The 23,563-nt window shown below is 60.7% G+C and carries 21 protein-coding genes; 15 read left to right on the top strand and 6 right to left on the bottom strand.

Annotated elements, in window-relative coordinates:
* Positions 1-64 precede the first annotated feature (64 nt).
* Both TRM7557_RS13265 and TRM7557_RS13260 read right to left on the bottom strand, forming a co-directional pair.
* Positions 65-832, bottom strand: a complete 768-nt coding sequence (locus TRM7557_RS13265; protein ID WP_058290667.1) for a hydroxypyruvate isomerase family protein — start codon at positions 830-832, stop codon at positions 65-67.
* 131 nt (positions 833-963) lie between these two features.
* On the bottom strand, positions 964-1,542 hold the full coding sequence (locus TRM7557_RS13260; RefSeq protein WP_058290666.1) for a DUF1285 domain-containing protein: 579 nt from the start codon (positions 1,540-1,542) through the stop codon (positions 964-966).
* A 64-nt stretch (positions 1,543-1,606) separates the two neighbouring features.
* Here TRM7557_RS13260 and TRM7557_RS13255 point away from each other — a divergent pair, with 64 nt between their 5' ends.
* The 5 genes from TRM7557_RS13255 to TRM7557_RS13235 all read left to right on the top strand — a co-directional run bounded on the left by TRM7557_RS13255 (position 1,607) and on the right by TRM7557_RS13235 (position 10,743).
* The gene (locus tag TRM7557_RS13255; protein ID WP_058290665.1) at positions 1,607-2,656 is read left to right on the top strand and encodes an AAA family ATPase; all 1,050 of its coding nucleotides are present in this window, start codon (positions 1,607-1,609) and stop codon (positions 2,654-2,656) included.
* A gap of 62 nt (positions 2,657-2,718) precedes the next feature.
* Entirely contained in the window at positions 2,719-3,585 is an 867-nt protein-coding gene (locus TRM7557_RS13250; protein ID WP_082626611.1) for a DUF58 domain-containing protein, read from the top strand.
* Positions 3,582-6,353 (top strand): DUF4159 domain-containing protein, encoded by a 2,772-nt coding sequence (locus TRM7557_RS13245; protein ID WP_058290664.1) that lies wholly within the window; start codon positions 3,582-3,584, stop codon positions 6,351-6,353. Before TRM7557_RS13250 ends, TRM7557_RS13245 begins: the two co-directional genes overlap by 4 nt.
* A 13-nt stretch (positions 6,354-6,366) precedes the next feature.
* A complete protein-coding gene (locus TRM7557_RS13240) occupies positions 6,367-8,409 on the top strand; it encodes a hypothetical protein (protein ID WP_058290663.1) in 2,043 nt (680 codons plus the stop codon).
* Positions 8,410-8,505: 96 nt separating this feature from the next.
* Entirely contained in the window at positions 8,506-10,743 is a 2,238-nt protein-coding gene (locus TRM7557_RS13235) for a response regulator (protein WP_058290662.1), read from the top strand.
* A 3-nt stretch (positions 10,744-10,746) separates the two neighbouring features.
* Here the strand turns inward: TRM7557_RS13235 and yaaA are convergent, their stop codons facing one another.
* The 3 genes from yaaA to TRM7557_RS13220 all read right to left on the bottom strand — a co-directional run bounded on the left by yaaA (position 10,747) and on the right by TRM7557_RS13220 (position 13,993).
* Positions 10,747-11,511, bottom strand: coding sequence for a peroxide stress protein YaaA (yaaA, locus tag TRM7557_RS13230; RefSeq protein ID WP_058290661.1), 765 nt, complete (start codon positions 11,509-11,511; stop codon positions 10,747-10,749).
* A 31-nt stretch (positions 11,512-11,542) separates the two neighbouring features.
* Complete coding sequence (gene recQ / locus TRM7557_RS13225) at positions 11,543-13,594, bottom strand: DNA helicase RecQ (protein ID WP_207382658.1); 2,052 nt, start codon at positions 13,592-13,594, stop codon at positions 11,543-11,545.
* A gap of 99 nt (positions 13,595-13,693) precedes the next feature.
* Complete coding sequence (locus tag TRM7557_RS13220) at positions 13,694-13,993, bottom strand: YggT family protein (protein ID WP_058290660.1); 300 nt, start codon at positions 13,991-13,993, stop codon at positions 13,694-13,696.
* Positions 13,994-14,139: 146 nt separating this feature from the next.
* On the opposite strand from TRM7557_RS13220, the gene TRM7557_RS13215 reads away from it, so the two are divergent.
* The 10 genes from TRM7557_RS13215 to idi all read left to right on the top strand — a co-directional run bounded on the left by TRM7557_RS13215 (position 14,140) and on the right by idi (position 21,999).
* A complete protein-coding gene (locus TRM7557_RS13215; RefSeq protein ID WP_058290659.1) occupies positions 14,140-14,706 on the top strand; it encodes an acyl-CoA thioesterase in 567 nt (188 codons plus the stop codon).
* Positions 14,707-14,746: 40 nt separating this feature from the next.
* Entirely contained in the window at positions 14,747-16,123 is a 1,377-nt protein-coding gene (locus TRM7557_RS13210) for an MFS transporter (protein WP_058290658.1), read from the top strand.
* A 17-nt stretch (positions 16,124-16,140) separates the two neighbouring features.
* Complete coding sequence (mepA, locus tag TRM7557_RS13205; protein ID WP_235811477.1) at positions 16,141-17,001, top strand: penicillin-insensitive murein endopeptidase; 861 nt, start codon at positions 16,141-16,143, stop codon at positions 16,999-17,001.
* Positions 16,974-17,870, top strand: a complete 897-nt coding sequence (locus TRM7557_RS13200; RefSeq protein WP_058290657.1) for an esterase-like activity of phytase family protein — start codon at positions 16,974-16,976, stop codon at positions 17,868-17,870. The genes mepA and TRM7557_RS13200 overlap by 28 nt, the downstream gene beginning before the upstream one ends.
* Before the next feature lie 120 nt (positions 17,871-17,990).
* Positions 17,991-18,614, top strand: a complete 624-nt coding sequence (locus TRM7557_RS13195) for a queuosine precursor transporter (protein ID WP_058290656.1) — start codon at positions 17,991-17,993, stop codon at positions 18,612-18,614.
* 266 nt (positions 18,615-18,880) lie between these two features.
* Entirely contained in the window at positions 18,881-19,300 is a 420-nt protein-coding gene (gene arfB, locus TRM7557_RS13190) for an alternative ribosome rescue aminoacyl-tRNA hydrolase ArfB (protein ID WP_058290749.1), read from the top strand.
* Between the two features lie 52 nt (positions 19,301-19,352).
* A complete protein-coding gene (locus tag TRM7557_RS13185; protein ID WP_058290655.1) occupies positions 19,353-19,706 on the top strand; it encodes a cupin domain-containing protein in 354 nt (117 codons plus the stop codon).
* Between the two features lie 3 nt (positions 19,707-19,709).
* Positions 19,710-20,741 (top strand): P1 family peptidase, encoded by a 1,032-nt coding sequence (locus tag TRM7557_RS13180; protein ID WP_058290654.1) that lies wholly within the window; start codon positions 19,710-19,712, stop codon positions 20,739-20,741.
* 120 nt (positions 20,742-20,861) lie between these two features.
* Positions 20,862-21,332: a c-type cytochrome gene (locus TRM7557_RS13175; protein WP_058290653.1), complete on the top strand. Its 471-nt coding sequence runs from the start codon at positions 20,862-20,864 to the stop codon at positions 21,330-21,332.
* A gap of 133 nt (positions 21,333-21,465) precedes the next feature.
* Entirely contained in the window at positions 21,466-21,999 is a 534-nt protein-coding gene (gene idi, locus TRM7557_RS13170; protein WP_058290652.1) for an isopentenyl-diphosphate Delta-isomerase, read from the top strand.
* 62 nt (positions 22,000-22,061) lie between these two features.
* On the opposite strand, the gene glpK is transcribed toward idi, so the two are convergent.
* Complete coding sequence (glpK, locus tag TRM7557_RS13165) at positions 22,062-23,546, bottom strand: glycerol kinase GlpK (RefSeq protein WP_058290651.1); 1,485 nt, start codon at positions 23,544-23,546, stop codon at positions 22,062-22,064.
* Positions 23,547-23,563: the final 17 nt, after the last annotated feature.

Below are 23,563 nucleotides of genomic sequence, written 5' to 3'. Positions count from 1 at the left end.
CATAATGACAACAGCGCGCCCCTTGGGCGCGCTGATTTTCGGGTCTATTTGGGTTGGGCAGTACTTAAGCCGCCTCAAACGCAGGCATCCAACCCAGGCTTTCCTCTGTACGTTTGGTGCTGGGGGTGTATTCCGCACTGACCCAGCCCTCGTATCCACTGTTGTCAATGGCGGTGAACAGGGCTGCGAAATCCACCGGACCCGCGCCCGGTTCACAGCGCGACGGCGCCGCCGCGACCTGCACATGCGACGCGCGATCCCCAAAGGTTTCCCAAACCTTCAGCGCATCACCATGGATCATCTGCGCATGATACGCATCATATTGTAGCTGCACGTTATGGCGCCCGACCTCGTCCAGAATTTCGGCGGCAAGGTTGTAGTCGTCCAAGAAATACCCCGGACGATCCCCTTGGTTCAGCGGTTCGATGGTGAACTGCTGATAGGGGGCAAAATCTGCCGCCCAGCGCAGGTTTTCCACGAATGTCTTGCGGGCCTCATCGCCGCTGGCGACCCCCGCCATAATGTGAATCCGCTGCGCTTTTAGCACCTCTGAATAGCGCAGCACCCTACGTACATCGCGCTGAAAACGATCGCTACCGCCGGGCAGCGCTGCCCAGCCCGGCTCTCCGCCTGTGTAGTTTGGGGGCGGTGCATTGATCAGCAGCAGTTCAAGCCCATTGGACAACAATGCGCGTTGGGTTTCTTTGGCTGCAACGTCATAGGGAAACAGCACCTCGACCGCTTCAAACCCGGCTTCTGCAGCCGCCCTGAAACGTTCCAGATAGGGCAGTTCTGCAAACAACATGGACAGGTTTGCCGCGAATTTGGGCATGGTTTCCTCCCGATTTTCCACTTACGCCCCAATGGGGCTGCCTCTCTTCAATCCATATTTTAGGACCTTGGACGCAACACCATTAAAGCATCATAGTTCACGCAATTTTAACTCTCGGGTTGCCGCAGCGCTTAGACCTCTAGCTGTTCAGACGGCAGCAGCGGAAAAAACTGGCCTTCGGACCACAGGCCAAACCACCCCTCCCGGTGCACGCCCAGCTCTACCAATCGGTAGAAGCTTTTGCGGTCAATCAGCGCCTCTAGACCCGCACGGACCATGACATAGGGCGAAGGTTCACCGGTTTCAGGATCCAAATGCACCCGGATTGGGGTTTCAGGACTGGCGGTCGTGACGTCGCCCACATGGGTTTCAAAGGTCAGGCTCTGCGCGTCGCCCTCCCCCGCAACCTCAAAGTCCACCGCAACAAAAGGCGCGTCTTCGACCCGGATGCCGACCTTTTCCACCGGGGTCACAAGGAAGTATTTGCCGTCTTCCATCTTCAGAATCGAAGAGAACAGCCGGACCAGCTCGAACCGGCCAATCGGCGTCCCAAGGTAGAACCACGTGCCGTCGCGTTTGATCTCCATATCGAGGTCACCGCAAAACGGCGGGTTCCACAAATGAACCGGCGCGGGGCCGCCTTTGGACGCTGCTTTTGCAGCCGTTGCCAATGCGTCTGCGTTCGGGGTCACAGGTTTTTGTCCGCTCATTACTTTTGCCATTTCCTCTTTGCGCGATACAGTAAGACCATACACCCCCAGAGAAAGGGACGCCATGACTGACGCAGACCATGGGACAGGCACGCAGCAGACCTCCGGCCAGACAACCGAAGATCTGGTGGCGGAGATCGAATCTCTAGAGGAAAACCTTCAGGCCGCGCGGCAGTCGATCACCCGCCGCTTCATCGGACAGGAAAGGGTCGTGGATCTGACGCTGTCGACCCTCTTGTGCGGTGGTCACGGGTTGCTGGTCGGCCTGCCCGGCCTTGGCAAAACCCGACTGGTCGAGGCCCTTTCGACCGTCATGGGCCTGAAAGGCAACCGGGTTCAGTTTACACCAGACCTGATGCCCGCAGATATTCTGGGGTCCGAGGTGCTGGAAACCGCAGCTGATGGCAGCCGCGCCTTCCGCTTTCTCGAAGGGCCGGTGTTCTGCCAATTACTGATGGCGGATGAGATCAACCGCGCCAGCCCGCGCACACAATCTGCCCTGCTGCAGGCAATGCAGGAAGGTCACGTCACCGTCGCAGGCGAAACCCGCCCGCTGGAGGCGCCGTTTCACGTGCTGGCAACGCAAAACCCGATCGAACAGGAAGGCACCTATCCACTACCCGAAGCGCAGCTGGACCGGTTCCTGTTTCAGATCGATGTGCCCTATCCGGACCGCGACACCGAACGCGCCATTCTTCTGGCCACAACAGGGGTCACCGAAGACGAGGCCAAGGAAGTGTTCACCGCCGCCGATCTGATCGCCGCGCAGCGCCTGTTGCGGCGAATGCCCGTCGGGGAAAGCGTGATGGAAGCGATCCTTGATCTGGTGCGCGCCTTCCGCCCGGACGAAGCGGATGTGTCAGATCACGTGGCGCAGACCGTGGCCTGGGGCCCGGGCCCCCGCGCTGCACAAGCCCTGATGCTGGCTGTCCGCGCCCGCGCCCTGCTCGAAGGGCGGCTGGCCCCAACCCCTGCTGATGTTTTCAACATGGCGCAACCGGTGCTCAGCCACCGGATGCAGCTGAACTTTGCTGCCCGTGCGCGCGGCGAAAGCCTCGAGGCACTGATCCTCGAAACAGCTGAGGCGCTGCTGCCACAGGGAGCCGCCGCGTGAGCCCAGACACTCCCCCGCGCGCCGCGTCGCGTGAGGCCGCCCTGCGCGGACCCGGCGGGCAATTGAGGCTGCGCGCCGAAGAAGCCGCAAGTCCGCTGCCGCCCCTGCTTGTGCAAGCTGAGCAATTGGCCGGGGCCGTGCTGCTGGGCGATCACGGTCGCAGGCGGTCCGGCATGGGGGATGATTTTTGGCAATATCGCCCCGTTCAACCCGGCGATTCCCGACGGATGATCGATCACCGCCGCTCTGCCCGCGGGGATCAGCAGTTTGTGCGCGAACGCGAATGGCAGATCGCCCAGACGGTGCATTTCTGGACTGATCGCGGCGCATCCATGCGGTTTGCCTCCAGCGACCACTTGCCCACGAAGGCCGACCGCGCGCGTCTGCTGGCCCTGGCGACTGCGATTTTAATGGTCCGCGGCGGCGAACGCGTGGGCCTGACCGGAGGGCTGCTGCCGCCCCGGCGCGGCAATATTCAGATCCTTCGGATGGCCGAATCCTGGACCAAAGACGACGATACCCCTTATGCACCGCCGGAACACCGCGCGTTGATACCCCATGCCCGCGCCCTGTGTATTTCCGACTTTTTGGGGCCCATGCAGGAACTGGAAACCGCTCTGGCCAAATCCGCCGACAGAGGCGTGCGTGGCGTCTTGCTGCAGGTGCTCGACCCTAGCGAAGAGGCCTTTCCTTTCGCCGGGCGCACAAGATTTGAAAGTGTGACCGGAGAACTGGCCCATGAAACCCTGAAGGCACGCGGACTGCGGGATCGGTATTTAGACCGGCTTGCTGAACGACGGGACGCTCTGGACCACCTGTGCCGGGAAACAGGCTGGCAGCTGGGTCTTCACCATACGGAACAAAGCGCGCAAGCGGGGCTTTTGTGGCTGCATGGCGCGCTTGGACGGCGCGCAGGACACGCCACATGAGCGTGATTTATGGCATAGGTTTTGCCAGCCCCTGGTTGTTGGTTGCTCTGCTGGCGCTGCCGATCATATGGTTTCTGCTGCGGGCCATTCCACCGGCCCCCAAACGGCAGCTGTTTCCGGCGGTGACTTTGCTTTTGGGGCTGGGAGACAAAGAAACGCAGGTTGACCGCACACCGTGGTGGTTGCTCTTGCTGCGCCTGCTGGCGCTGGCCGCTGTGATCCTTGGCCTGGCCGGACCTGTGCTCAATCCCGCGCGCGCCATAGACAGTCCTAAGCCCCTGCTGCTTGTGGTCGACGCCAGCTGGGCCGGGGCTGCGCATTGGTCTGAGACACGCACTCAACTGCAGTCGCTTCTGCAGGATGCCGCGCGCGCCAATCGGCCAGTGGCCCTGCTGTCCCTGACCGACCCTACACCACTGCAATTTCAACCGGCTGATGTGCAGGCGCGGCTGTTGGCTGGTGTGGTCCCGCAGCCCTGGCAGCCCTCGACCGAAATGCTGTCGGCGGCCACCCGCCACGTGACAGAGGCGCAACAGGGGTTTGACACGCTCTGGATCAGCGATGGCCTGTCCTTTGTCGACGACCGCGAAGCGCGCAGAGATTTCATCGCAGCCCTGCGCGACCGCGGCGCGGTCGAAGTGCTGCAAAACCAACATGAGGTCGTGGGTCTTTTGCCCGCCGCATTTGAAGACGGGGCCATTGTGCTGCAGGCGACACGGGCAAATCCCGGCCCGGCCAGTGCGCACCAGCTTCAGGCCTTGGGACTGGACCCCGGTGGGCAGGAACGCATCCTTGCCAGCGTCGCGTTTCAGTTTGAGGCTGGCGCCACGACGGCGGAAACCCGGCTGTCGCTCCCGGCAGAGCTGCGCGCGCGGATCAGCCGCTTTGCCCTCGCCGATGTACGCTCTGCTGGAGCAATTGCACTCAGCGATGATCGGCTGCGGCGGCGCGAAGTGGCTTTGATTTCGTCACAGGCTGGCAATGAGGGGCTCGCCCTGCTGTCGCCGCTTCATTACCTGCGCGAGGCGCTGGCCCCCAGCGCAGACCTCCTGGAAGGCACGCTTGCCAATCTTCTGCCTGCCAAGCCGGACGTGATTGTCCTGGCCGATGTGGCCCATCTGCCTGCGGCTCAAGAAGAGGCTCTGGTGAACTGGATTGTGGATGGGGGGCTTTTGTTGCGGTTTGCAGGCCCGCGGCTTGCGGCCTCGGACACGGCGCGCGACCGCGAGGAACCCTTGATGCCTGTGCGCCTGCGTATTGGTGGACGCAGCATTGGCGGCGCAATGAGCTGGGGTGACCCGAAAACGCTGGCGCCTTTTGCCGAAGGCTCCCCGTTTTACAAGCTGGAGATCCCAGACGAAGTGACCGTGCGCAGCCAGGTCGTTGCGCAACCGGATCCTGAACTGGCCAATCGCGTCATTGCCGAACTGGCCGATGGAACGCCGCTGGTCACACGCAAAGACCTTGGCCAGGGGCAGATCGTGTTGTTCCATGTGACCGCCAATGCGGAGTGGAGTAGCCTGCCCCTGTCGGGCCTGTTTGTTGACATGCTCGAGAGGCTGGCTGTTTCTTCAGCAGCCAAAGCGCCCGAGGCCACAGAACTGGACGGAACCATTTGGCAGCCTGTGGACGTGCTGGATGGCTTCGGGCGCTTGCGCGACGCGGGAACGCAACCGGGTGTTGCCGGGCCCGCGCTCATTGAGGCCGCGGCTGGACCTGACCTCTGGCCCGGCCTGTACCAAAGCGGCAAGCGCAGTCTGGCGCGCAATGTCCTGCCTGTTGGATCCACGCTCCAGCCTGCCATCTGGCCACAGGACATTCCTGTGCGTGCGTTTGAAGCCAGCCCGGAACGCCCCCTTGGCGGCCTGTTCCTGTCCATGGCACTGATTTTGATGGCGTTGGATGTGGCCGCATCTTTGCTGGTGTCCGGCCTTTGGTCCCCCGCCAAAGCGGCCAAAGGCACCGCAGCTGTTGTTCTGGCGGGGCTGCTCCTGCATCCTAACCCCGCTCCGGCGCAAACCGCAGCAGAACTGGCCGGTGAACTCCGGCTCGCCTATGTGCTGACCGGGGATGCGTCAGTGGATGCCACCGCAGAGGCCGGGCTGCGCGGGCTGTCTGATGTGCTGCGATACCGCACCTCTGTGGAACCCGCAGCCCCCTTTGGAGTCGATCTGGAACGGGACGAGCTGGCCCTGTTTCCGATCCTCTACTGGCCGATGACCGCGCAACAGCCGATGCCCTCGGCCGAGGCCTATGGTCGGCTGAACACCTATCTCGCGAACGGTGGGATGATCTTTTTTGACACCCGCGATTCGGATCTGTCCGTCACCGGCAGCACCAGCCCGGCCGCGCGACGGCTGCAACAGATCGCGCTTGCTCTGGATATTCCGCCGCTCGAAATTGTGCCGCGTGACCACGTGCTGACCCGCGCGTTTTACTTGTTGCAGGACTTTCCCGGTCGGCATCTCCGAGGCCCTGTCTGGGTCGAAGCCATCGCCACCGAGGCCGAAACGGTCGAAGGCTTGCCCTTCCGCCAGCTCAACGATGGGGTCACACCAGTGGTGATTGGCGGCAACGACTGGGCGGCCGCTTGGGCCGTGGATGCCTCTGGCGCGCCGATGTATCCGGTAGGGCGCGGCTATGGTGGTGAGCGGCAGCGGGAACTGGCACGGCGTTTTGGGGTCAATCTGGTGATGCATGTGCTGACCGGAAACTACAAATCAGATCAGGTGCATGTGCCGGCCCTGCTGGATCGTTTGGGGCAATGAGGAGCACATTCAAATGAGCCAGAGCCTGCTTTTTGACCCTTTGGTGCCGCTACCGGTGCTGGCCGCGCTGGCAGCGCTGACTTTGCTGGCCCTCAGCGTCGCTCTTTGGCGGCGACTGCCGGGCTGGGGCTATCGGGGATTGGCCGCTCTGTTTGTGCTGGCCGCCCTTTCAGGTCCCATTCGCCAAGAGGCCGACCAGAGCCCGCTGTCGGATATTGTCCTGGTTGCTCTGGACCAAAGTGCGTCGAACCAATTGGCCGATCGTCCGGATCAAATGGCAACGGCGCGTGACGCACTTGCATCCGCCCTATCGGATCGCCCCAACACAGACGTGCGCTGGATCACCATCCCCGACAGCGCGGACGACAGCGGTACACAGTTGATGACGGTCATTCGCGAGGCGCTGGCGGATGAGCCGCGCGCGCGGATTGCGGGCATCATTGCGCTGTCCGACGGGCAGGTCCACGATATGGATCAAGCCCCCGATCTGCCTGCGCCGCTGCATCTTTTGCACACCGGCCGCAGCACCGACTGGGACCGCCGCCTGATCGTCCGCAACGCGCCGAGCTTTGGCATAATCGGCGAGCCCCTGACGCTAACTCTGCGCATTGACGACGCTGGCGCAGTGCCAGCAGGCCAGAGCCATGCGGAACTGGATATTGCCGTCGACGGCGAAGCGCCGCAAAGATTTGCCCTGCCAGTGGGACGGGACTTTGAACTGCCCGTAACCCTGCCCCACGGCGGACGCAATGTGATCGAATTTCGCACCCCCCCCGCATTGGGAGAGCTGACAGATCGCAACAATGTGGCCTTGGTGCAGATCAATGGTGTGCGCGATCGCCTGCGGGTTTTGCTGGTGTCCGGTGCCCCACATCCGGGCGGCCGCAGTTGGCGCAACCTGCTGAAATCAGACAGCTCGGTTGATCTTGTGCATTTCACCATTCTGCGCCCCCCCGAAAAACAAGACGGCGTGCCGGTGGAGGAACTGTCCCTGATCGCGTTCCCCACACGCGAGCTGTTTCTGGAAAAGATCGACGACTTCGACCTGATCATATTTGACCGCTACAAGCGACGCGGCATCTTGCCGACCATCTATCTGGATAACGTTGCCAATTATGTGCGTGACGGCGGCGCGGTTCTGGTGGCTGCGGGTCCTGACTTTGCCAGTGCGGATAGTATCTTCCGCACGCCTCTGGCCGACGTTCTGCCGGCGCAGCCCTCGGCCCGTGTGCTGGAACAATCCTATCGCCCTGCCGTGACCCTGACGGGCGACAAACACCCGGTGACCGCTGACCTTGAAGGTCGCGACAGCTGGGGCCGGTGGCTTCGTCTGGTCGATCTGGCTGCCACAAGTGGCCACACCTTGATGCAGGGCGTTGATGATCGCCCGCTTCTGGTTCTGGACCGCGTCGACGAAGGGCGTGTCGCACTTCTGGCATCCGATCACGCCTGGCTTTGGTCACGTGGCTACGATGGCGGCGGACCGCAGCTGGAGCTGCTGCGCCGTCTGTCCCACTGGATGATGAAAGAACCAGAGCTGGAAGAAGAGGTGCTGAGCGCGACCGCTTCTGGGCAGTCCCTGATCATCCGTCGTCGCAGCCTCGGCGACACGGTCGGGACCGTTGAAATCCAGCGCCCGGACGGCGAAGTTGAAACGCGCGAGCTGACACAGACCGCACCGGGTCTTTGGGAAGGGCGATATGAGGGGCCTATGGTGGGCCTCTATCGCCTGCGCGAAAGCGATCAGGAAACCGTCATCGGCCTTGGCCCACAGTCGCCGCGAGAATTTGAAACGCCATTGGCAACGGGTGCTGTCCTGGCACCGCTGATCCAAACATGGCGCGGCGGCACGCTGGCCGTTGAAGATGGTATTCCAAGGTTGCGCGACATCCGCGAAGGGCGCCCCGCAGCCGGGCGCGGTTGGATTGGGCTTTTGCCACGCGGCGCGGCCGAAACGACGACAGTCCGACAAAGCCAGCTGCTGCCTCCCTGGCTGATGCTGCTGCTGGCGATGGGCACTTTGGTCGTCGCATGGCTGCGCGAAGGACGCCGATAAGTGACATGGTTTCCAGCCGCTAAACCCTGATTAAGGAATCTCTGCAAAAGTGGGCGGGTTGATATCACACCCGCACCTTTTTTTGGAGTTTGCTGCATGTCGCTTGCAGACAAGTTGGCTCAGGAACGACGCGCCCGTCTTGCCGCTGAACGACTTTTAGAACTGAAACAAGCCGAATTGACGGAAGCCAACCGCAAGTTGGGCCGGCACGCGCTTGCCCTGACCAAACGCATTGGTGTGACGCAAGCGACCATCGCCAATGTGCGTGATGAAAACGAAAAGGTGAAAAGCGATCTCAACACTGCCAACGAAAAAGTAGAACAGGCCGAACGCCGCTTGTGGCATTCAATCCAGGCCTTTCAGGACGGGTTTGCCTTTTTCGATTCGCAAAGCAGATTGATTGGCGCGAACACGGCCTACCTGAATATTTTTGAGGGTGTGGAAGAGGTTGCGCCGGGCATTTCCTATCAGCGCATTCTTCAGATCCTGACCGACGAAGGGCTGATCGATACCGAAGAACTGACCGCCGATTCCTGGCGCGCCATGATGTCCGAACGCTGGCAATCGCCACAGCCGGAACCGACCGTAATCCGGCTGTGGAACGACCGCTATGTCAAGGTGATCGACCAGCGCGGTCATGATGGCGATATGATCAGCCTTGCGCTCGATATCACGTCGACCGTCCACTACGAAGAAGAACTGCGCACCGCCCGCGAAAAGGCCGAGGCCGCCAGCCGCGCCAAATCCGCCTTCCTCGCGAACATGAGCCACGAGATTCGCACGCCAATGAACGGCGTTGTCGGCATGGCAGAACTGTTGTTCGACACCACCCTGACGGACGACCAGCGCCTCTATGCCAATACGATCAAAAACTCGGGCGAGGCACTGCTGGTCATTATCAACGACGTTCTGGACTATTCCAAAATCGAGGCCGACAAACTGGTTCTGCATCCCGAACCCTTCGACCTCGAAGCCTGCATGCACGAGGTGGTCATGCTGCTGCAGGCCAATGCGCGCGACAAAGGTTTGGAGCTGCTGGTTGATTTCGACCTCTTCATGCCAACCAATTTCATCGGCGACCCGGGGCGTATCCGCCAGATCCTGACCAACCTCATTGGCAATGCGGTGAAATTCACCAGCGAAGGCCATGTTACCGCCCGCGTCACCGGCGTCCCGCATCCCGAAGAAAACACAGTCAATGTCCATATCTCGATCGAGGACACGGGCATCGGCATCCCGGAAGAGAAGATCAAACATATCTTTGGCGAATTTAATCAGGTCGAAGATGCCACCAACCGCCAGTTCGAAGGAACCGGTCTTGGCCTCGCCATTACCGAACGGCTGGTCAAGCTTATGGATGGCGAAATCTGGGTTGAAAGCACCCATGGCGAAGGGTCCTGTTTTGGCTTCCGCATCCCGCTAAGCGAGGCCGCCAATGGCGAGCAAGCCACGCCAGAACTGCCCGGGAATCTGAAGCAGGTGCTGTTGGTGGATGACCTTGTCGCCAACCGCGACATCCTTGCCCGTCAGCTGAACCGCATGGGCCTGCAGGTGACCACCGCCGATACAGCGGCACAGGCGCTGGAGCTGATGAACGCTCAGATCGACGTGGTGATCACGGATCGCAACCTGCCCAATATGGATGGGCTCAAACTGGCCCGCGCCCTGCGGCACGACTGGCGTGACGTTCCGATTCTTTTGCTGTCCTCGGATCCTGCCGACCACAAGGACGCCTCTGTCGCAGAAATTTTCAATGGCGTGCTGCAAAAACCCCTGCCCCGCGGCGGGATGTTTGCAGCTCTCAGCAACCTGCAGAAAACTGGCACTGCCGCCGCAGCAGCCAAAACGCCCCCGGCCACGCAATCCGATCCAGCACCGTCCACGTCTGCCCCGGCACCTTCGGCCCCGTCGGGCAATATGCGTCGCATGCGTGTCCTCGCTGCCGAAGACAACCGCACGAATCAACTGGTCTTCCGCAAGATGGTCAAAGAACTGGATATTGATCTGCAATTTGCGGGCAATGGCCTGGAGGCTGTGGAACTTTATCAAAGTTTCCAGCCGGACCTGATCTTTATGGATATCTCCATGCCAAAGATGGATGGCAAAGAAGCCACGCAGGAAATCCGGCGGCTGGAAACTGAAACCGGCGCCCATGTACAGATTGTGGCCCTGACAGCCCACGCAATGGACGGCGATTCCGAAGGGATCTTGGCCGCAGGGCTGGACCACTATCTGACCAAACCCCTACGCAAGGCGTTGATCCACGAAAAGATCCACGCCTACCACCCGACAGATGCCGCCCCGCTGGAACTCGCACTGGAACAGGCAGGCTAGGGCTTATCCGGCCCGCAAGAACACCGGTTTTTGCGGCTCTGACAGCTCCGCACGATAGGCATAGCCACCTGTGTCAAACTCCAGGATGCCAGCCGAATTTGTCAGACGGCGCTGGATAATGAAACGGGCCATTGCACCACGCGCACGCTTCGCGTGGAAGCTTACAACTTTGGGGCCACCGGGCTTGTCTTCCATAAAGACAGGGGTGATCACCTGCGGTTTCAGCGCGCCCAAATCGACGGCGCCAAAGTATTCCTGGCTGGCGCAATTCACCAGAACATCGCTCCCGATAGCCGCCGCCTGCGCATTGAGGGCTTCGGCAATCTGCGCCCCCCAATACTCATAGAGGTTCTTTCCGCGCGGGTTCTTCAGCCGCGACCCCATCTCCAGACGATAGGGTTGGATCGCATCCAAGGGGCGCAACAAGCCATACAGACCGGACAGGATGCGGAAATGATCCTGTGCCCAAGCCATTTCCTCCGCATCCAGGGACGCTGCTTCCAAGCCCTGATAGGTATCTCCGGCAAATGCCAGTGCGGCGGGACGCAGGTCTTCCGTTTTCGGGTCATCGGCAAAATCGCGGAAACGGTCATAGTTCAGCTTGGCCAGATCTTCGCTGATGTGCATCAGCTTCATCAGGTCAGCGACCGACAGATCGCGCGCAACTGCAGCAAGTGCAATCGCATCCTGCTGAAAAGCCGGGAAAGTCACGTCGTGCTCCCGTGTGCTCCAATCAAGCTTCTTGGCTGGTGAAACCACAACCTGCATGTTCTGTCCCCTTTTGATCCTTGGTGATGACCTAGCCCGCGCCGCGCAAGACGTCCAGAAACGCCGAAGAAAAACGTTCCGTGCGGCGCTCTCCCAGCAGCCGGGCGAGCCCGGCTTCATCATCGGCGCGCAGTGCTGCGACCTTGGCCAACATCGACGCCGAGCAGGTCAGCGGCTTCAGCGTGCCACATGTTCCGTATAGAAGCTGCCCCTGCACTTCCAGCAGTTGATCGTACAACTCTCCAACACCGCGCGCGGCCAGCTTGCGGCGCGCCGGGTGCAGCTCTTCGGTTTCGCCACTGATAACCGCAACAAATTCCGCGCCATAGCGGTCCAGTTTTTTGGCCCCGACACCAGAAATCCGCGCCATCGCATCCAGAGTCTGCGGACGGTTTTCGGCCATCTCGATCAGGGTGCGATCTGGGAAAATCACATAAGCCGGGACTTTCTGTGCCTCTGCCAGTGCCCGTCGTTTGGCTTTAAGCGCCGACAACAGCGGCGCGTCTTCATCCGACACCAGCGCTTTTACCGCAGGGCGGCGACCAGCGGCTTTGATCGTGTCTTTGCGCAGAGTAATCGACGCCTCGCCTTTCAGGATCGGCAGCGCAGGTTCGGTCATCCGCAACGCGCCATGGCGTTCGGGGTCGGGACGCACCAGATCGCGGCCCATCATCTGCCGAAACACCGCCTGCCATTCCGCTTTGGAATGCTCCTGACCGCAGCCAAAAACCGACAGATCATCATGGCGACGTGCCCGCACCCGGTCGGTCGTGTTGCCCAACAGAATGTCGATCAAATGGCCTGATCCATAGGTCTCATCCGTGCGCAAAATTGCTGACAGCGCCTTGCGCACCGACGTGGTGCCATCAAAGGTCGCAGGCGGGGTGTCACACAGATCGCAATTGCCGCAGGGCTCTGCCGCTTCGCCGAAATAGGCAAGCAGTGTCTGGCGGCGGCAGGTCATGGCCTCTGCCAACCCCAGCAGCGCGTTCAGGCGCGCATGATCCGCTGCGCGCCGTTCGGCCGGGGCCAGACCTTCGTCGATCTGATTGCGGCGCAGGCGAATGTCTTCGGGGCCAAATAGGGTCAGCGTTTCCGCCGGTGCCCCGTCGCGGCCGGCGCGACCGATTTCCTGATAATAGGCCTCGATTGATTTCGACAGGTCCGCATGGGCCACCCAGCGGATGTCCGGCTTGTCGATCCCCATTCCAAAGGCCACGGTGGCCACCACAATCAAACCGTCTTCGCGGGCGAAACGGGTTTCCACAATGCGGCGGTCTTCGGCATCCATGCCGCCATGATAAAAGCAGGCGGTATGACCGGCCGCGTTCAGCGCATTGGACAGGTCTTCGGTTTTGGCGCGCGTGCCGCAATAGACAATGCCAGACTGCCCCGGGCGGGCGGCCGCAAAGTCCAGGATCTGGCGGCGGGGGCTGTCTTTGGCGGCAAAGGCCAGATGGATATTGGGCCGGTCAAAGCCACGCAGAAAGGCGCGCGGGGCTTCGCCGTCGAACAGTTTCTGGACGATCTCTTCCTGCGTTTCCTGATCCGCAGTGGCGGTAAAGGCCGCCAAAGGCACGTCCAGCGCGCGGCGCAATTCGCCGATCCGCAGATAGTCGGGGCGGAAATCATGGCCCCATTGGCTAACACAGTGGGCCTCGTCCACGGCAATAAAGCTGACCCCGATCCGCCGCAGCATGCCCATGGCAGCCCCCGAGGCCAGACGCTCCGGCGCCATGTACAGTAGTTTCAGGCGACCTTCTTCGATGGCATCCCAAACGGCTTCGGTCTCTTCCTCGGTATTGCCCGAGGTGAGCGCACCGGCGCAGACACCCGCTTCCTGCAGGGCGCGCACCTGATCCCGCATCAATGCAATGAGCGGAGAGATCACCACGGTGATCCCGTCCCGCATCAACGCAGGCAGTTGGAAACACAAAGATTTACCACCACCCGTTGGCATGATCGCCAAGACGTTTTCGCCCGCGGTCACGGCATCAACGATCTCTTCCTGGCCGGGCCGGAAGGCGTCATAGCCAAAAATGTCGCGCAACAGCGGCAAGGCAGAGGTTTGGGTAATGGTCACGGACGGGGATCGCTGCTCGTTCTTTTACGGGCTGCACAATCCCACAGAGCGATTCGACCGGCAAGGGGCAAGCGCAGCTTTGTGCTGCGCTTCGCCACGTTAGAAGCCGTAGCGGCCTACACCAAAGACGGCAGGCAGAATGATTGCGCGCAGCGCGATCACGGCGATCAGCGCCACAAGCGGTGCCAGATCAAGGGGGTGCGTGTTGGGCAGAATACGACGCAGCGGCTGATACAGCGGCTCCAGCAGGCGGTTAATGCCGTACCAGATCTGCGCGACAAGCTGCTGACCCAGGTTCAGAACCTGAAAGTTGATCAGCCAGCTCATGATGATGTGCACAATCATGATGGTGTAGACGACACCCAGAACGAGTTGAAGTAGATCGTAGATGGCCAACATGAGGTCCGTTTCCTAAGCTGTTTGTCCTTCCACCTATGCAGCCTGATCACAATTCGCAACCCTGCCGCGAGGTTGCTGGTTGACGCGGGCTAAACAGGTGGCAAGACAATCACAGGAATAAATCAAAAAATCATTGCGGAGGCCCTATGTACCCGATTGTTCGCCTGTTGAAGGACGCGTTTAAGGCCAAGCGTATGGCGCCTCTGGGCCCGCTCGACATGCATGTGTCTCATCACCGTTGCTGGCCTTGGGATCTGGATATCTGGATGGAGCTCAACAACGGGCGCACCTTCACCCTGTTTGATCTGGGCCGCACCATGCTGACCGTTCGGGTGGGGCTGGTTCCGGTTTTGAAGAACAACAATTGGGCCGTGGCCGTCGCCGGCAGCACCATCCGCTATCGTCGCCGCATTTTTGCGTTTGAACCCTTTGAGATGCGTAGCCGCGCCATCGGCTGGGACGACAAGTTTTTCTACATCGAACAGAGCATCTGGAAAAAGAACGGTGAATGCGCCAGCCACGCGCTGTTGCGCACCTGCTTTACCAGCAAAAAAGGCATTGTACCGCCAACCGAGGTGGCCACTGCCTGGGGCCAGGCCGACCTGCAAAGCCCTGCGCTGCCAGACTGGGTGCAAGCCTGGTGTGATGCCGAAGACAAACGCCCCTGGCCGCCGATGCAGGACACCCCCGAGACGCTTGCCAGAGCGGGCTGAGCGCTTCATTAGGGTATTTAGCATTGAAGGATAAATACCCATGGCCGAAATTTCCGCAGCCACGAACAACCGCAAACGCATCTGGGGATGGTGGTTCTTTGACTGGGCCAGCCAGCCCTATCATACGCTGCTGGTCACCTTTGTCTTTGGCCCCTTCTTTGCCGCAGTCGCAACCGAGCACTTTCTTGGCCTTGGCCTAGAGGACGAAGCCGCCAAGGCCCGCGCGCAGGCCATGTGGTCGACCTCGATGACCCTGATCGGTCTGACCATTGGCCTTCTGGCACCTTTGATTGGCGCTATAGCCGACCAAAGCGGGCGACGCCGCCCTTGGATTTCGGTCTTTTCGATTGCTTATATGATTGGTGCCTTTGGCCTTTGGTACACGGATCCCTCTGGCAGCAATCTGGTATGGGTGCTTATCAGCTTTGCCATCGGCTTTATTGGAGCGGAATTCGCTGGGATCTTTATCAATGCGCAGCTGCCCAACCTTGGCAGCAAGGACGAGGTCGGCGATATTTCGGGGTCGGGATTTGCCTTTGGCTATCTGGGCGGCGTTGTCGCGCTGGCGCTGATGCTGGCGTTTTTTGTCGAACAGGGCACGGGAAAGACCATCGCCGAATTTGATCCGGCCTTTGGCCTAGAGGCGGCCACCAAGGAAGGCACCCGTGCGGTTGGACCATTTACCGCGCTGTGGTTTGCGGTCTTTATGGTGCCCTATTTCCTTTGGGTGCGCGATCGCAATGTGCGCGGCCGGGGCGGTGATATTGCCGGGGCCCTGCGACAGGTTCTGAACTCGATCAAAGCGCTGGGTCAACGCCTGAGCCTCGCTTTTTTCCTTGGTGCGTCCATGCTGTATCGCGATGCGCTCAACGGGCTTTATATGTTCGGCGGTGTTTACGCAAAACTGGTGCTGGACTGGGAACTGACCCAGATCGGGGTGTTTGGTATTCTTGGTGCCACGTCAGCGGCGCTGTGCTGCTGGCTTGGCGGCAAGGCCGACCGCGCTTTTGGCCCCAAGCCGGTTATCATTGCCTCTATCCTTGTCCTGACCGCCGTGTGCATTGTCGTGGTCAATATGTCACGCGAAGCGATCTTTGGCGTGCCGCTGGCCGAAGGCTCCGACCTACCTGACCAGCTGTTCATGGCCTGCGGCGCGCTGATTGGCGGTTTTGGCGGAGTTTTGCAAGCGGCCAGCCGGTCGTTGATGGTGCGTCATACGACACCGGAAAACGCGACCGAAGCTTTTGGGCTTTATGGTCTGTCGGGCCGCGCCACCGCCTTTCTTGCCCCTGCACTGATTGGTCTGGTGACCACATTGACGGAAAATGCACGCATTGGCATCTCTCCGGTTATTGCGCTGTTCCTAGCTGGTCTGCTTCTATTGAAATGGGTGGACAGCCAAGGAGACCAGCGTTGAAGCAGATCCCAGTTCTGATCGCATTTGTAGCCAGTATTTTCTGCGCGCTTGCCTTTCCTGCGCAAGCTGAAGCCCCTGCAAAACAACTGTTCGGGGCCGAAACCAAAGGGTCGCAACAACGCCCTGCGCCTCTGGGGTCCTATTCCAAGGGCTGTGTCGCAGGCGCAGTGGCCCTGCCAGAAACCGGCCCCACATGGCAGGCCATGCGCCTGTCGCGCAATCGCAATTGGGGGCATCCGGACACCATCGATTTCATTCAGGACCTGAGCCGTTTCGCCGCCAAGCAACCGGGTTGGGAAGGGCTCTATGTGGGGGACATCAGCCAGCCGCGCGGTGGGCCCATGTTGTCCGGCCACCGCAGCCACCAGATTGGTCTGGATGCCGACATCTGGATGCTGCCGCCGACCCGTTTGGATCTGAGCCGCAAAGCGCGCGAAAATATTTCCTCCATCTCTCTGCGCCGGGCCAAAGGCGCCTATGTGAACAAGAACTGGAGCGCCCAGCACCATGCCGTCCTGCGGGCCGCTGCCAAAGACAAACGTGTGGCACGGATCTTTGTCTTCCCCGGTGCCAAAGTGCAGATGTGCAAGGATGAAAAAGGGGACCGCCGCTGGCTGCGCAAGATCCGGCCTTGGTGGGGGCATCACTACCATTTCCATGTACGTCTGGCCTGCCCGCGGGGCGCCAAAGGTTGCGTCGATCAGGCCGCGCCCCCCAAAGGGGACGGCTGTGCGGACGCTGAACAATGGGTGCGCGATATCCTGAGCCCCCCCGCACCCAAACCGCGTGATCCCAACGCCCCCAAACCCAAACCCCGTCGCGAAGCTCGACTGTCTGACCTGCCCGATCAATGCGCACGCGTTCTGCGCTCAAGATAGCGGTTGCCGTGTGCATGCTGGCCCCGGCCAGCTGGGCAGCTGAACGGTTCGCGCCGGGTGTCACGCATCTACAAAGCTACAGATGGCATATTCGCGCGCCATGGTTTGGCGGGCTTTCCGGTCTTGAGGTCAGCGATGATGGCGCAGGTTTCACCGTGCTCAACGACAAAGCGCAGTTTTTCAAGGCGCGCATCGCGCGTGACAGCGATGGGCGGATTGATACCGTCGCGGCCCAGCCCCCCGTCCATTTGCGTGCGCCCGATGGCAAACCGCTGTCATCACGCCTGGATGATACGGAAGGGCTGGCGATTGCGGCCGATGGCACAATTTTTGTGTCCTTAGAAAGCCCACCCAGCGCTTTGCACTATACCGCGCCCAGCGCCCGGGCCACCGCACTGCCGCGTCCGCGTGCATTTTGGCACGCCCGTCGCAACAAGAGCTTTGAGGCTTTGGCGATCAGCCCAGACGGCGCGCTGGTGATGCTGTCCGAATTGCCCGCAGTCCCGCGTGATCCACTGCGGGTGTGGGTCTGGAATGGCGCAGTCTGGGCTTCCACATTCAACTATCCACAAACACAGGGTTTTATGCCGGTTGGGGCCGATTTTGGCCCAGATGGGCGGCTTTATGTGCTGGAGCGTTCCTTTGCCAGCATTGGGTTCCGATCCCGCCTGCGCCGATTTAATTGGGGCGCAGGCCAGCTGAGCGGGGCCACCACGCTGCTGGAGACCTCGGTTGCGACCCATGACAATCTGGAAGCTGTTTCGATCTGGCGTGACAGTCAGGGGTCACTGCGCGCAACGATGATTTCAGACGACAATTTCCTTTGGATACAGCGCACCGAGATTGTCGAATACCAGCTGCCCGACTAGCCCAGCCCACCAGAATCGCTTGCCTTGTGGATAAATCCCGCCTAAAGCCTGCCGATCACTTGTGCCACCCAAACACAGGCACACAAGTCTCCGCGACCTTGTCTAAAAAACGGATCCAACATGACCCGCTCTTATCTGCCCGGCATTTTTGCCATGGCTGCCGTTGTGGTGGCCTCTAACATCCTCGTCCAGTTCCTGTTCGGCCAATGGCTGACCTGGGGCGCCTTTACCTATCCGATCGCATTCCTTGTGACCGACGTCATCAATCGCGTCTATGGCGCAGGTCCCGCCCGCCGCGTTGTGCTGGTTGGTTTTGTCGTCGGCGTTATCTGTTCGCTGATTGGCACCCAGATCATGGGCGAATTCGGCCCGCTGGTGACCCTGCGCATTGCCATTGGCTCTGGTCTGGCCTTCCTGATTGCACAGCGGACAGATATCGCGATCTTCTCCGCACTGCGCTCGGGCGCATGGTGGCGCGCGCCGCTGGCCTCGACCCTTGTTGGCTCATCGCTGGATACCGCGATCTTCTTCACCATCGCCTTTTCCGGCGCATTGACCTGGATCGAACCGGCCAATGACGTGTCCTGGGCTGGTGAAATCCTGCCCATCCTGGGCGCAGGCCCGGAAGCCCCGCTGTGGGTGTCGCTGGCTGTGGCGGACTGGATGGTCAAGCTGTCGCTGGCGCTGATCGCGCTGATCCCCTTCCGCGTGATTGTTCAGCGCCTTTCGGCACGCCCTGCATAAGCTCGCATTTTTGATTTGGAGATCCCCGGTTTCTGTGCCAGCCTGAGGCCAACGGTAACAGCAAAGCAAAGGAGGTGATCCAGTGTCTAAGAAGGTATTGGAGCAAGAGGTAGCAACAACCGGGGCGGCGCTGATCTGAGGCAGCCCTTGGGGCGGAGGCCACTCGGCTGGGCCATATTGGCCCTAACCTGCCCTTGCTTTCAAAACATTCGGATGGGCCGCCCGCTTGGGTGGCCCTTTTCCGTTTGTCCGCATATGCTTGGCCCATGTTGCGGATCAACGATACGATTACCCTGCAGGACTGGGAAATGACCGAGAGCTTCATGCGCGCCTCGGGGCCTGGTGGGCAGAATGTAAACAAGGTCTCCTCGGCTGTGGAGCTGCGGTTCGAGGCCGAACGCTCGCCTGCTCTGCCGGGCCCTGTGAAATCCCGGCTCAAACGGATTGCGGGGCGGCGCTGGACCAAAGATGGGGCGATCATCCTGCAATGCGACGAAAGCCGCAGTCAGGTCCGCAACCGCGAGATCGTGCGTGAACGTCTGGCCGAGATGATCCGCCGCGCCTTGGTCGCACCCAAGCGGCGGATTGCGACCAAACCAACCAAAGGCTCCGTGCGCCGCAGGCTCGACGCCAAGAAACAAAGATCCGAGATCAAGGCAGGACGGGGTAAGGTTCAAGACGACTGACACCGCGCAGTGTTTCACGTGAATAAATCGTTAATGCCAAAGGGGAGACGGTATGAAGACGATCAATCTGGCCGCGAAACTGGAACAGTTCACCAGCCATTGGGATCCCCATGTGGTGGCAGACTACAACGACAATGACGTGATGGTGGTCAGGTTTCAGGGCGAGTTCCCCTACCACCTGCATGAAGACACCGATGATTTCTTTCTGGTTCTGGCAGGAGAGATGGCCATGGACCTTGAAGGCCAGCCTTCGCAGACCGTCCAAGCTGGTGAACTGTTCATTGTCCCCAAGGGCGTGGTGCACCGCCCGCGCGCCGAGGCCGAATGCAAGGTGCTGCTGATCGAACCCAAAGGGGTTCCCAACACCGGCGACCCTGAAACCGCCGCCCCAAAACCCCGGATCTGACCCATGCAGCCCGGCGCGCGTAACCTGATCACGGATGTTGGCGGCCTAAAGGTCGGCCATGCGCAAGACGACACACTCAAATCCGGCAGCACGGTTTTGATAGGGGACCAACCCTTTGTCGCTGCGGTCCATGTGATGGGTGGCGCGCCGGGCACGCGGGAAACCGATCTGCTCGCACCAGATAAATCGGTGGAGGCCGTGGACGCACTGGTGCTGTCCGGAGGCTCTGCCTTTGGGTTGGATGCCTGTTCAGGCGTGGTGGACGGGCTGCGCGCGCAGGGGCGCGGGTTTCGTCTGGGCCCGGCTGTCGTACCAATTGTGCCCGGCGCCATCCTGTTTGACCTATTGAACGGTGGCGAGAAGGACTGGGACGAAAATCCCTACAGGGCGTTGGGCCGCGCGGCACTCGCGTCTGCAAGTCCAGACTTTGCTTTGGGGTCGGTTGGTGCAGGCACGGGTGCGCTGACCGGCATGCAGAAAGGTGGGCTTGGCTCTGCCTCACTGGTGCTGGACAGTGGCCATACAGTTGGTGCTTTGGTCGCAGCCAACCCCGTTGGGTCCGTCACCACCCCGGGCGAGCGGCATTTTTGGGCCGCCCCATACGAGATTAACGCAGAGTTTGGCGGCTTGGGCCCCGACACACGCGCGGGATTGGGGCGCAACTACCGCGCCGCCAAGATCGAGAAAATGGCAGACCTCGCGGGCCTTTCCATATCGCCTGAAGGCAGCAATACAACGATCGCAATTGTCGCGACCGACGCCACGCTGACCAAAGCCCAAGCGCAACGGCTGGCCACCGCCGCCCATGACGGCATGGCCCGCGCCATTGTGCCTGCGCATACCCCTCTGGACGGCGATCTGGTCTTCGCCGCCGCCACCGGCACGTCAGCCCGCCCTACTGGCGCAGAAGACATTGCAACCCTCTGTCATGCCGCGTCGCTGTGTCTGGCCCGCGCGATTGCCAGAGCGGTCTATGAAGCCAGCCCTGCGGCGGGCGATATCCTGCCCTGCTGGAAAGAAAGCAAACCTTCATAATTACAACCATTTGCGCCACCTTCGCATTCACTTTGGCAGCTTCTGCGACAATTGCCGCATTGACTTCACTTACTGAAAAACTCCTATTTCAAAGCAGCCAAACGCTACAGGAGCTACCTCATGAAACACCTGCTGACTATTGCAGCCCTCGGCCTTTTTGCAGCCCCTGCATTTGCCGAAGGAGACACCGCCAAAGGCGAAAAAGCGTTCAACAAATGCAAGTCCTGCCACATGATCGTCGCAGACAATGGCGATGTGATCAAAAAGGGTGGCAAAACCGGCCCGAACCTCTGGGGTGTTGCAGGCCGAACCGCCGGCACTGTTGACGGTTTCCGCTATGGCAAGGATCTGGTTGCTGCTGGCGAAGCCGGTCTGGTCTGGGATGAGGCAAGCTTTGTTGCCTACACCGCTGACCCGAAGAAATTCCTGAAAGAACAGCTCGACAGCACCAAAGCCAAATCGAAGATGAGCTTTAAGCTGAAAAAAGGCGGGGAAGACATCTACGCCTATTTGCTTGAAAATGGCCCCGCGCCCGCAACGGACGCCGCTGTCGAAGAAGAGACCACCGACGCAGACGCCGTCTCGAACTAAGCGATCGAAATCGAGAATATTAAGGGTCGCGGGCCATGCCTGCGGCCCTTTTTGACGGTTGGATACCGGACCGGGCTTGCGCAATGGCCGAGGCTCGCGTAGGCGCCAAGCCATGCTCCACGAGGACACTACAATGCACCAGATGATCCCCGCCTGGGTCGATGGGACACTGACCCCTGTCGAAAAGCTGGACGTTCACCAACGCGGCCTGCGCCACAAGGCGGTCTCGGTCTTTGTGCTGCGCGGCAAAGAGATCCTGATGCAGCGCCGGGCGCTTGGCAAATATCACACGCCGGGTCTTTGGGCGAACACCTGCTGCACGCATCCGATGTGGGACGAGGACAGTGCCGCCTGTGCGCAAAGACGCCTGCAGGACGAACTTGGCATCACGGGGCTTACCCCCGAATTTCGCGGCCAGCTGGAATACCGCGCGGACGTCGGCGGTGGTTTGGTAGAACACGAGGTGGTCGATGTATTTGTGGCTCAGGCCACAGCAGGCCTGCAAGTTGCGCTTAACCCGGATGAGGTCATGGACACGCGCTGGATGTCCGTGGCGAGCCTGAACGAAGAGATCGCCCACCACCCGGAACAGTTCACGCCGTGGATCAAGATCTACCTCAAGGACCACGCCGGTCTGATTTTTGCGGAGGAGCTGCCCCGGTCTTAGACCCGCAGCTCTCACCAATTTCGTGTCGACGGGCAAGATCGCCCTGCCCGCCGACAAAAAGCTTAGACACTGATCACCGCATCAACCGCACGTTTCCAGCGGGCATAAGCCGCCTCGCGCGCTTCTTCTTCCAGATCAGGTGTAAACTGGCGATCCAGCGCCCAAGTGGCGGCAAAACCTGCTTGATCCGGGTAGATCCCCGCCTTCATGCCCGCCAGCCACGCTGCGCCCAAAGCGGTGGTTTCCTGCATCACCGGGCGATCCACAGCAGCCCCCAAGAGGTCAGACAGGCTCTGCATGGCCCAATTACTGGCGCTCATGCCGCCATCGACCCGCAGGGTGACCTTGGCCTCACCGCCCCAGTCTGCGCGCATCGCTTCCCAGAGGTCGCGGGTCTGATAGGCCACAGATTGCAGCGCGGCGCGGGCAAATTCAGCCGGACCAGAGCCACGGGTCAGGCCAAACATACCACCGCGGCATTCAGGCTGCCAGTAAGGCGCGCCCAGACCGGTGAAGGCCGGGACCAAAATCACGTCCTGACCCGGATCTGCTTTTTCGGCCAGATCGCCTGTTTCCGATGCGCTTTGGATAATGCCCAGCCCGTCGCGCAGCCATTGCACGGCTGCACCGGCAATAAAGATCGACCCTTCCAGCGCATAGGTTGGTTTACCGTCCAGCTGGTAGGCGATGGTGGTCAGCATGCGGTTTTCCGACAGAACCGGCGTATCGCCCGTGTTCAACAGCGCAAAGCAGCCCGTGCCATAGGTGGATTTCATCATGCCGGGCTCAAAGCAGGTCTGACCGACGGTTGCTGCCTGCTGGTCGCCTGCCACGCCAAGGATCGGCACAGCCGCCCCCAGCAGATCGGGATCGGTGACGCCAAATTCTGCGGCGCAGTCTTTGACCTCGGGCAGCATCGCGGTCGGCACATCCAGAAGCGCGCAGATTTCAGCACTCCACTCGCCCTTGCGGATGTCATAGATCAGCGTGCGCGCCGCATTGGTGGCATCCGTCACATGGCTTTCGCCGCCGGTCAAACGCCAGATCAGGAAGCTGTCGACGGTGCCAAACAGCAAATCGCCCGCCGCAGCCTTGGCGCGTGCGCCTTCGACGGTGTCGAGGATCCATTTCACCTTGGTGCCCGAGAAATAGGGATCCAGCAGCAGACCCGTTGCATTGCGCACCATGTCTTCGTGACCCGCTGCGCGCAGCCCCTCGCAGATGGTGGCGGTGCGGCGGTCCTGCCAGACAATCGCATTGTGGATCGCCTTGCCTGTGGTCTTGTCCCAGACAACCGTGGTTTCGCGCTGGTTGGTGATGCCGATACCCGCAATGTCGGACGCGGCAATGCCAAGCTTCGCAATTGCGGCGCGACAAGTGCTGAGCGTGGTGTTCCACAGATCTTCGGGGTCGTGTTCAACCCAGCCCGCCTGCGGATAGTGCTGCGGAAATTCTTCCTGGGCGCTGGCCGCCACCTTCATGTCCTGGTCGAACAGAATGGCACGGGTCGAGGTTGTGCCTTGGTCGATGGCGAGAATATAGGTCATTTGGTCCCCTTCGAAGT

The sequence above is a fragment of the Tritonibacter multivorans genome (genome assembly GCF_001458415.1).
Lineage (GTDB): Bacteria > Pseudomonadota > Alphaproteobacteria > Rhodobacterales > Rhodobacteraceae > Epibacterium > Epibacterium multivorans.
This window is presented reverse-complemented; position numbering and strand designations above follow the sequence as displayed.

Coding starts and splice junctions, on each gene's coding strand:
- yaaA (WP_058290661.1), bottom strand. CDS start 11,511: ATGCAGGTTGTGGTTTCACCAGCCAAGAAGCTTGATTGGAGCACACGG.
- TRM7557_RS13265 (WP_058290667.1), bottom strand. CDS start 832: ATGCCCAAATTCGCGGCAAACCTGTCCATGTTGTTTGCAGAACTGCCC.
- TRM7557_RS13195 (WP_058290656.1), top strand. CDS start 17,991: ATGACCCGCTCTTATCTGCCCGGCATTTTTGCCATGGCTGCCGTTGTG.
- TRM7557_RS13255 (WP_058290665.1), top strand. CDS start 1,607: ATGACTGACGCAGACCATGGGACAGGCACGCAGCAGACCTCCGGCCAG.
- TRM7557_RS13175 (WP_058290653.1), top strand. CDS start 20,862: ATGAAACACCTGCTGACTATTGCAGCCCTCGGCCTTTTTGCAGCCCCT.
- TRM7557_RS13210 (WP_058290658.1), top strand. CDS start 14,747: ATGGCCGAAATTTCCGCAGCCACGAACAACCGCAAACGCATCTGGGGA.
- TRM7557_RS13240 (WP_058290663.1), top strand. CDS start 6,367: ATGAGCCAGAGCCTGCTTTTTGACCCTTTGGTGCCGCTACCGGTGCTG.
- TRM7557_RS13215 (WP_058290659.1), top strand. CDS start 14,140: ATGTACCCGATTGTTCGCCTGTTGAAGGACGCGTTTAAGGCCAAGCGT.
- arfB (WP_058290749.1), top strand. CDS start 18,881: ATGTTGCGGATCAACGATACGATTACCCTGCAGGACTGGGAAATGACC.
- TRM7557_RS13220 (WP_058290660.1), bottom strand. CDS start 13,993: ATGTTGGCCATCTACGATCTACTTCAACTCGTTCTGGGTGTCGTCTAC.
- TRM7557_RS13260 (WP_058290666.1), bottom strand. CDS start 1,542: ATGAGCGGACAAAAACCTGTGACCCCGAACGCAGACGCATTGGCAACG.
- TRM7557_RS13200 (WP_058290657.1), top strand. CDS start 16,974: ATGCGCACGCGTTCTGCGCTCAAGATAGCGGTTGCCGTGTGCATGCTG.
- TRM7557_RS13235 (WP_058290662.1), top strand. CDS start 8,506: ATGTCGCTTGCAGACAAGTTGGCTCAGGAACGACGCGCCCGTCTTGCC.
- TRM7557_RS13245 (WP_058290664.1), top strand. CDS start 3,582: ATGAGCGTGATTTATGGCATAGGTTTTGCCAGCCCCTGGTTGTTGGTT.
- glpK (WP_058290651.1), bottom strand. CDS start 23,546: ATGACCTATATTCTCGCCATCGACCAAGGCACAACCTCGACCCGTGCC.
- TRM7557_RS13180 (WP_058290654.1), top strand. CDS start 19,710: ATGCAGCCCGGCGCGCGTAACCTGATCACGGATGTTGGCGGCCTAAAG.
- TRM7557_RS13185 (WP_058290655.1), top strand. CDS start 19,353: ATGAAGACGATCAATCTGGCCGCGAAACTGGAACAGTTCACCAGCCAT.
- idi (WP_058290652.1), top strand. CDS start 21,466: ATGCACCAGATGATCCCCGCCTGGGTCGATGGGACACTGACCCCTGTC.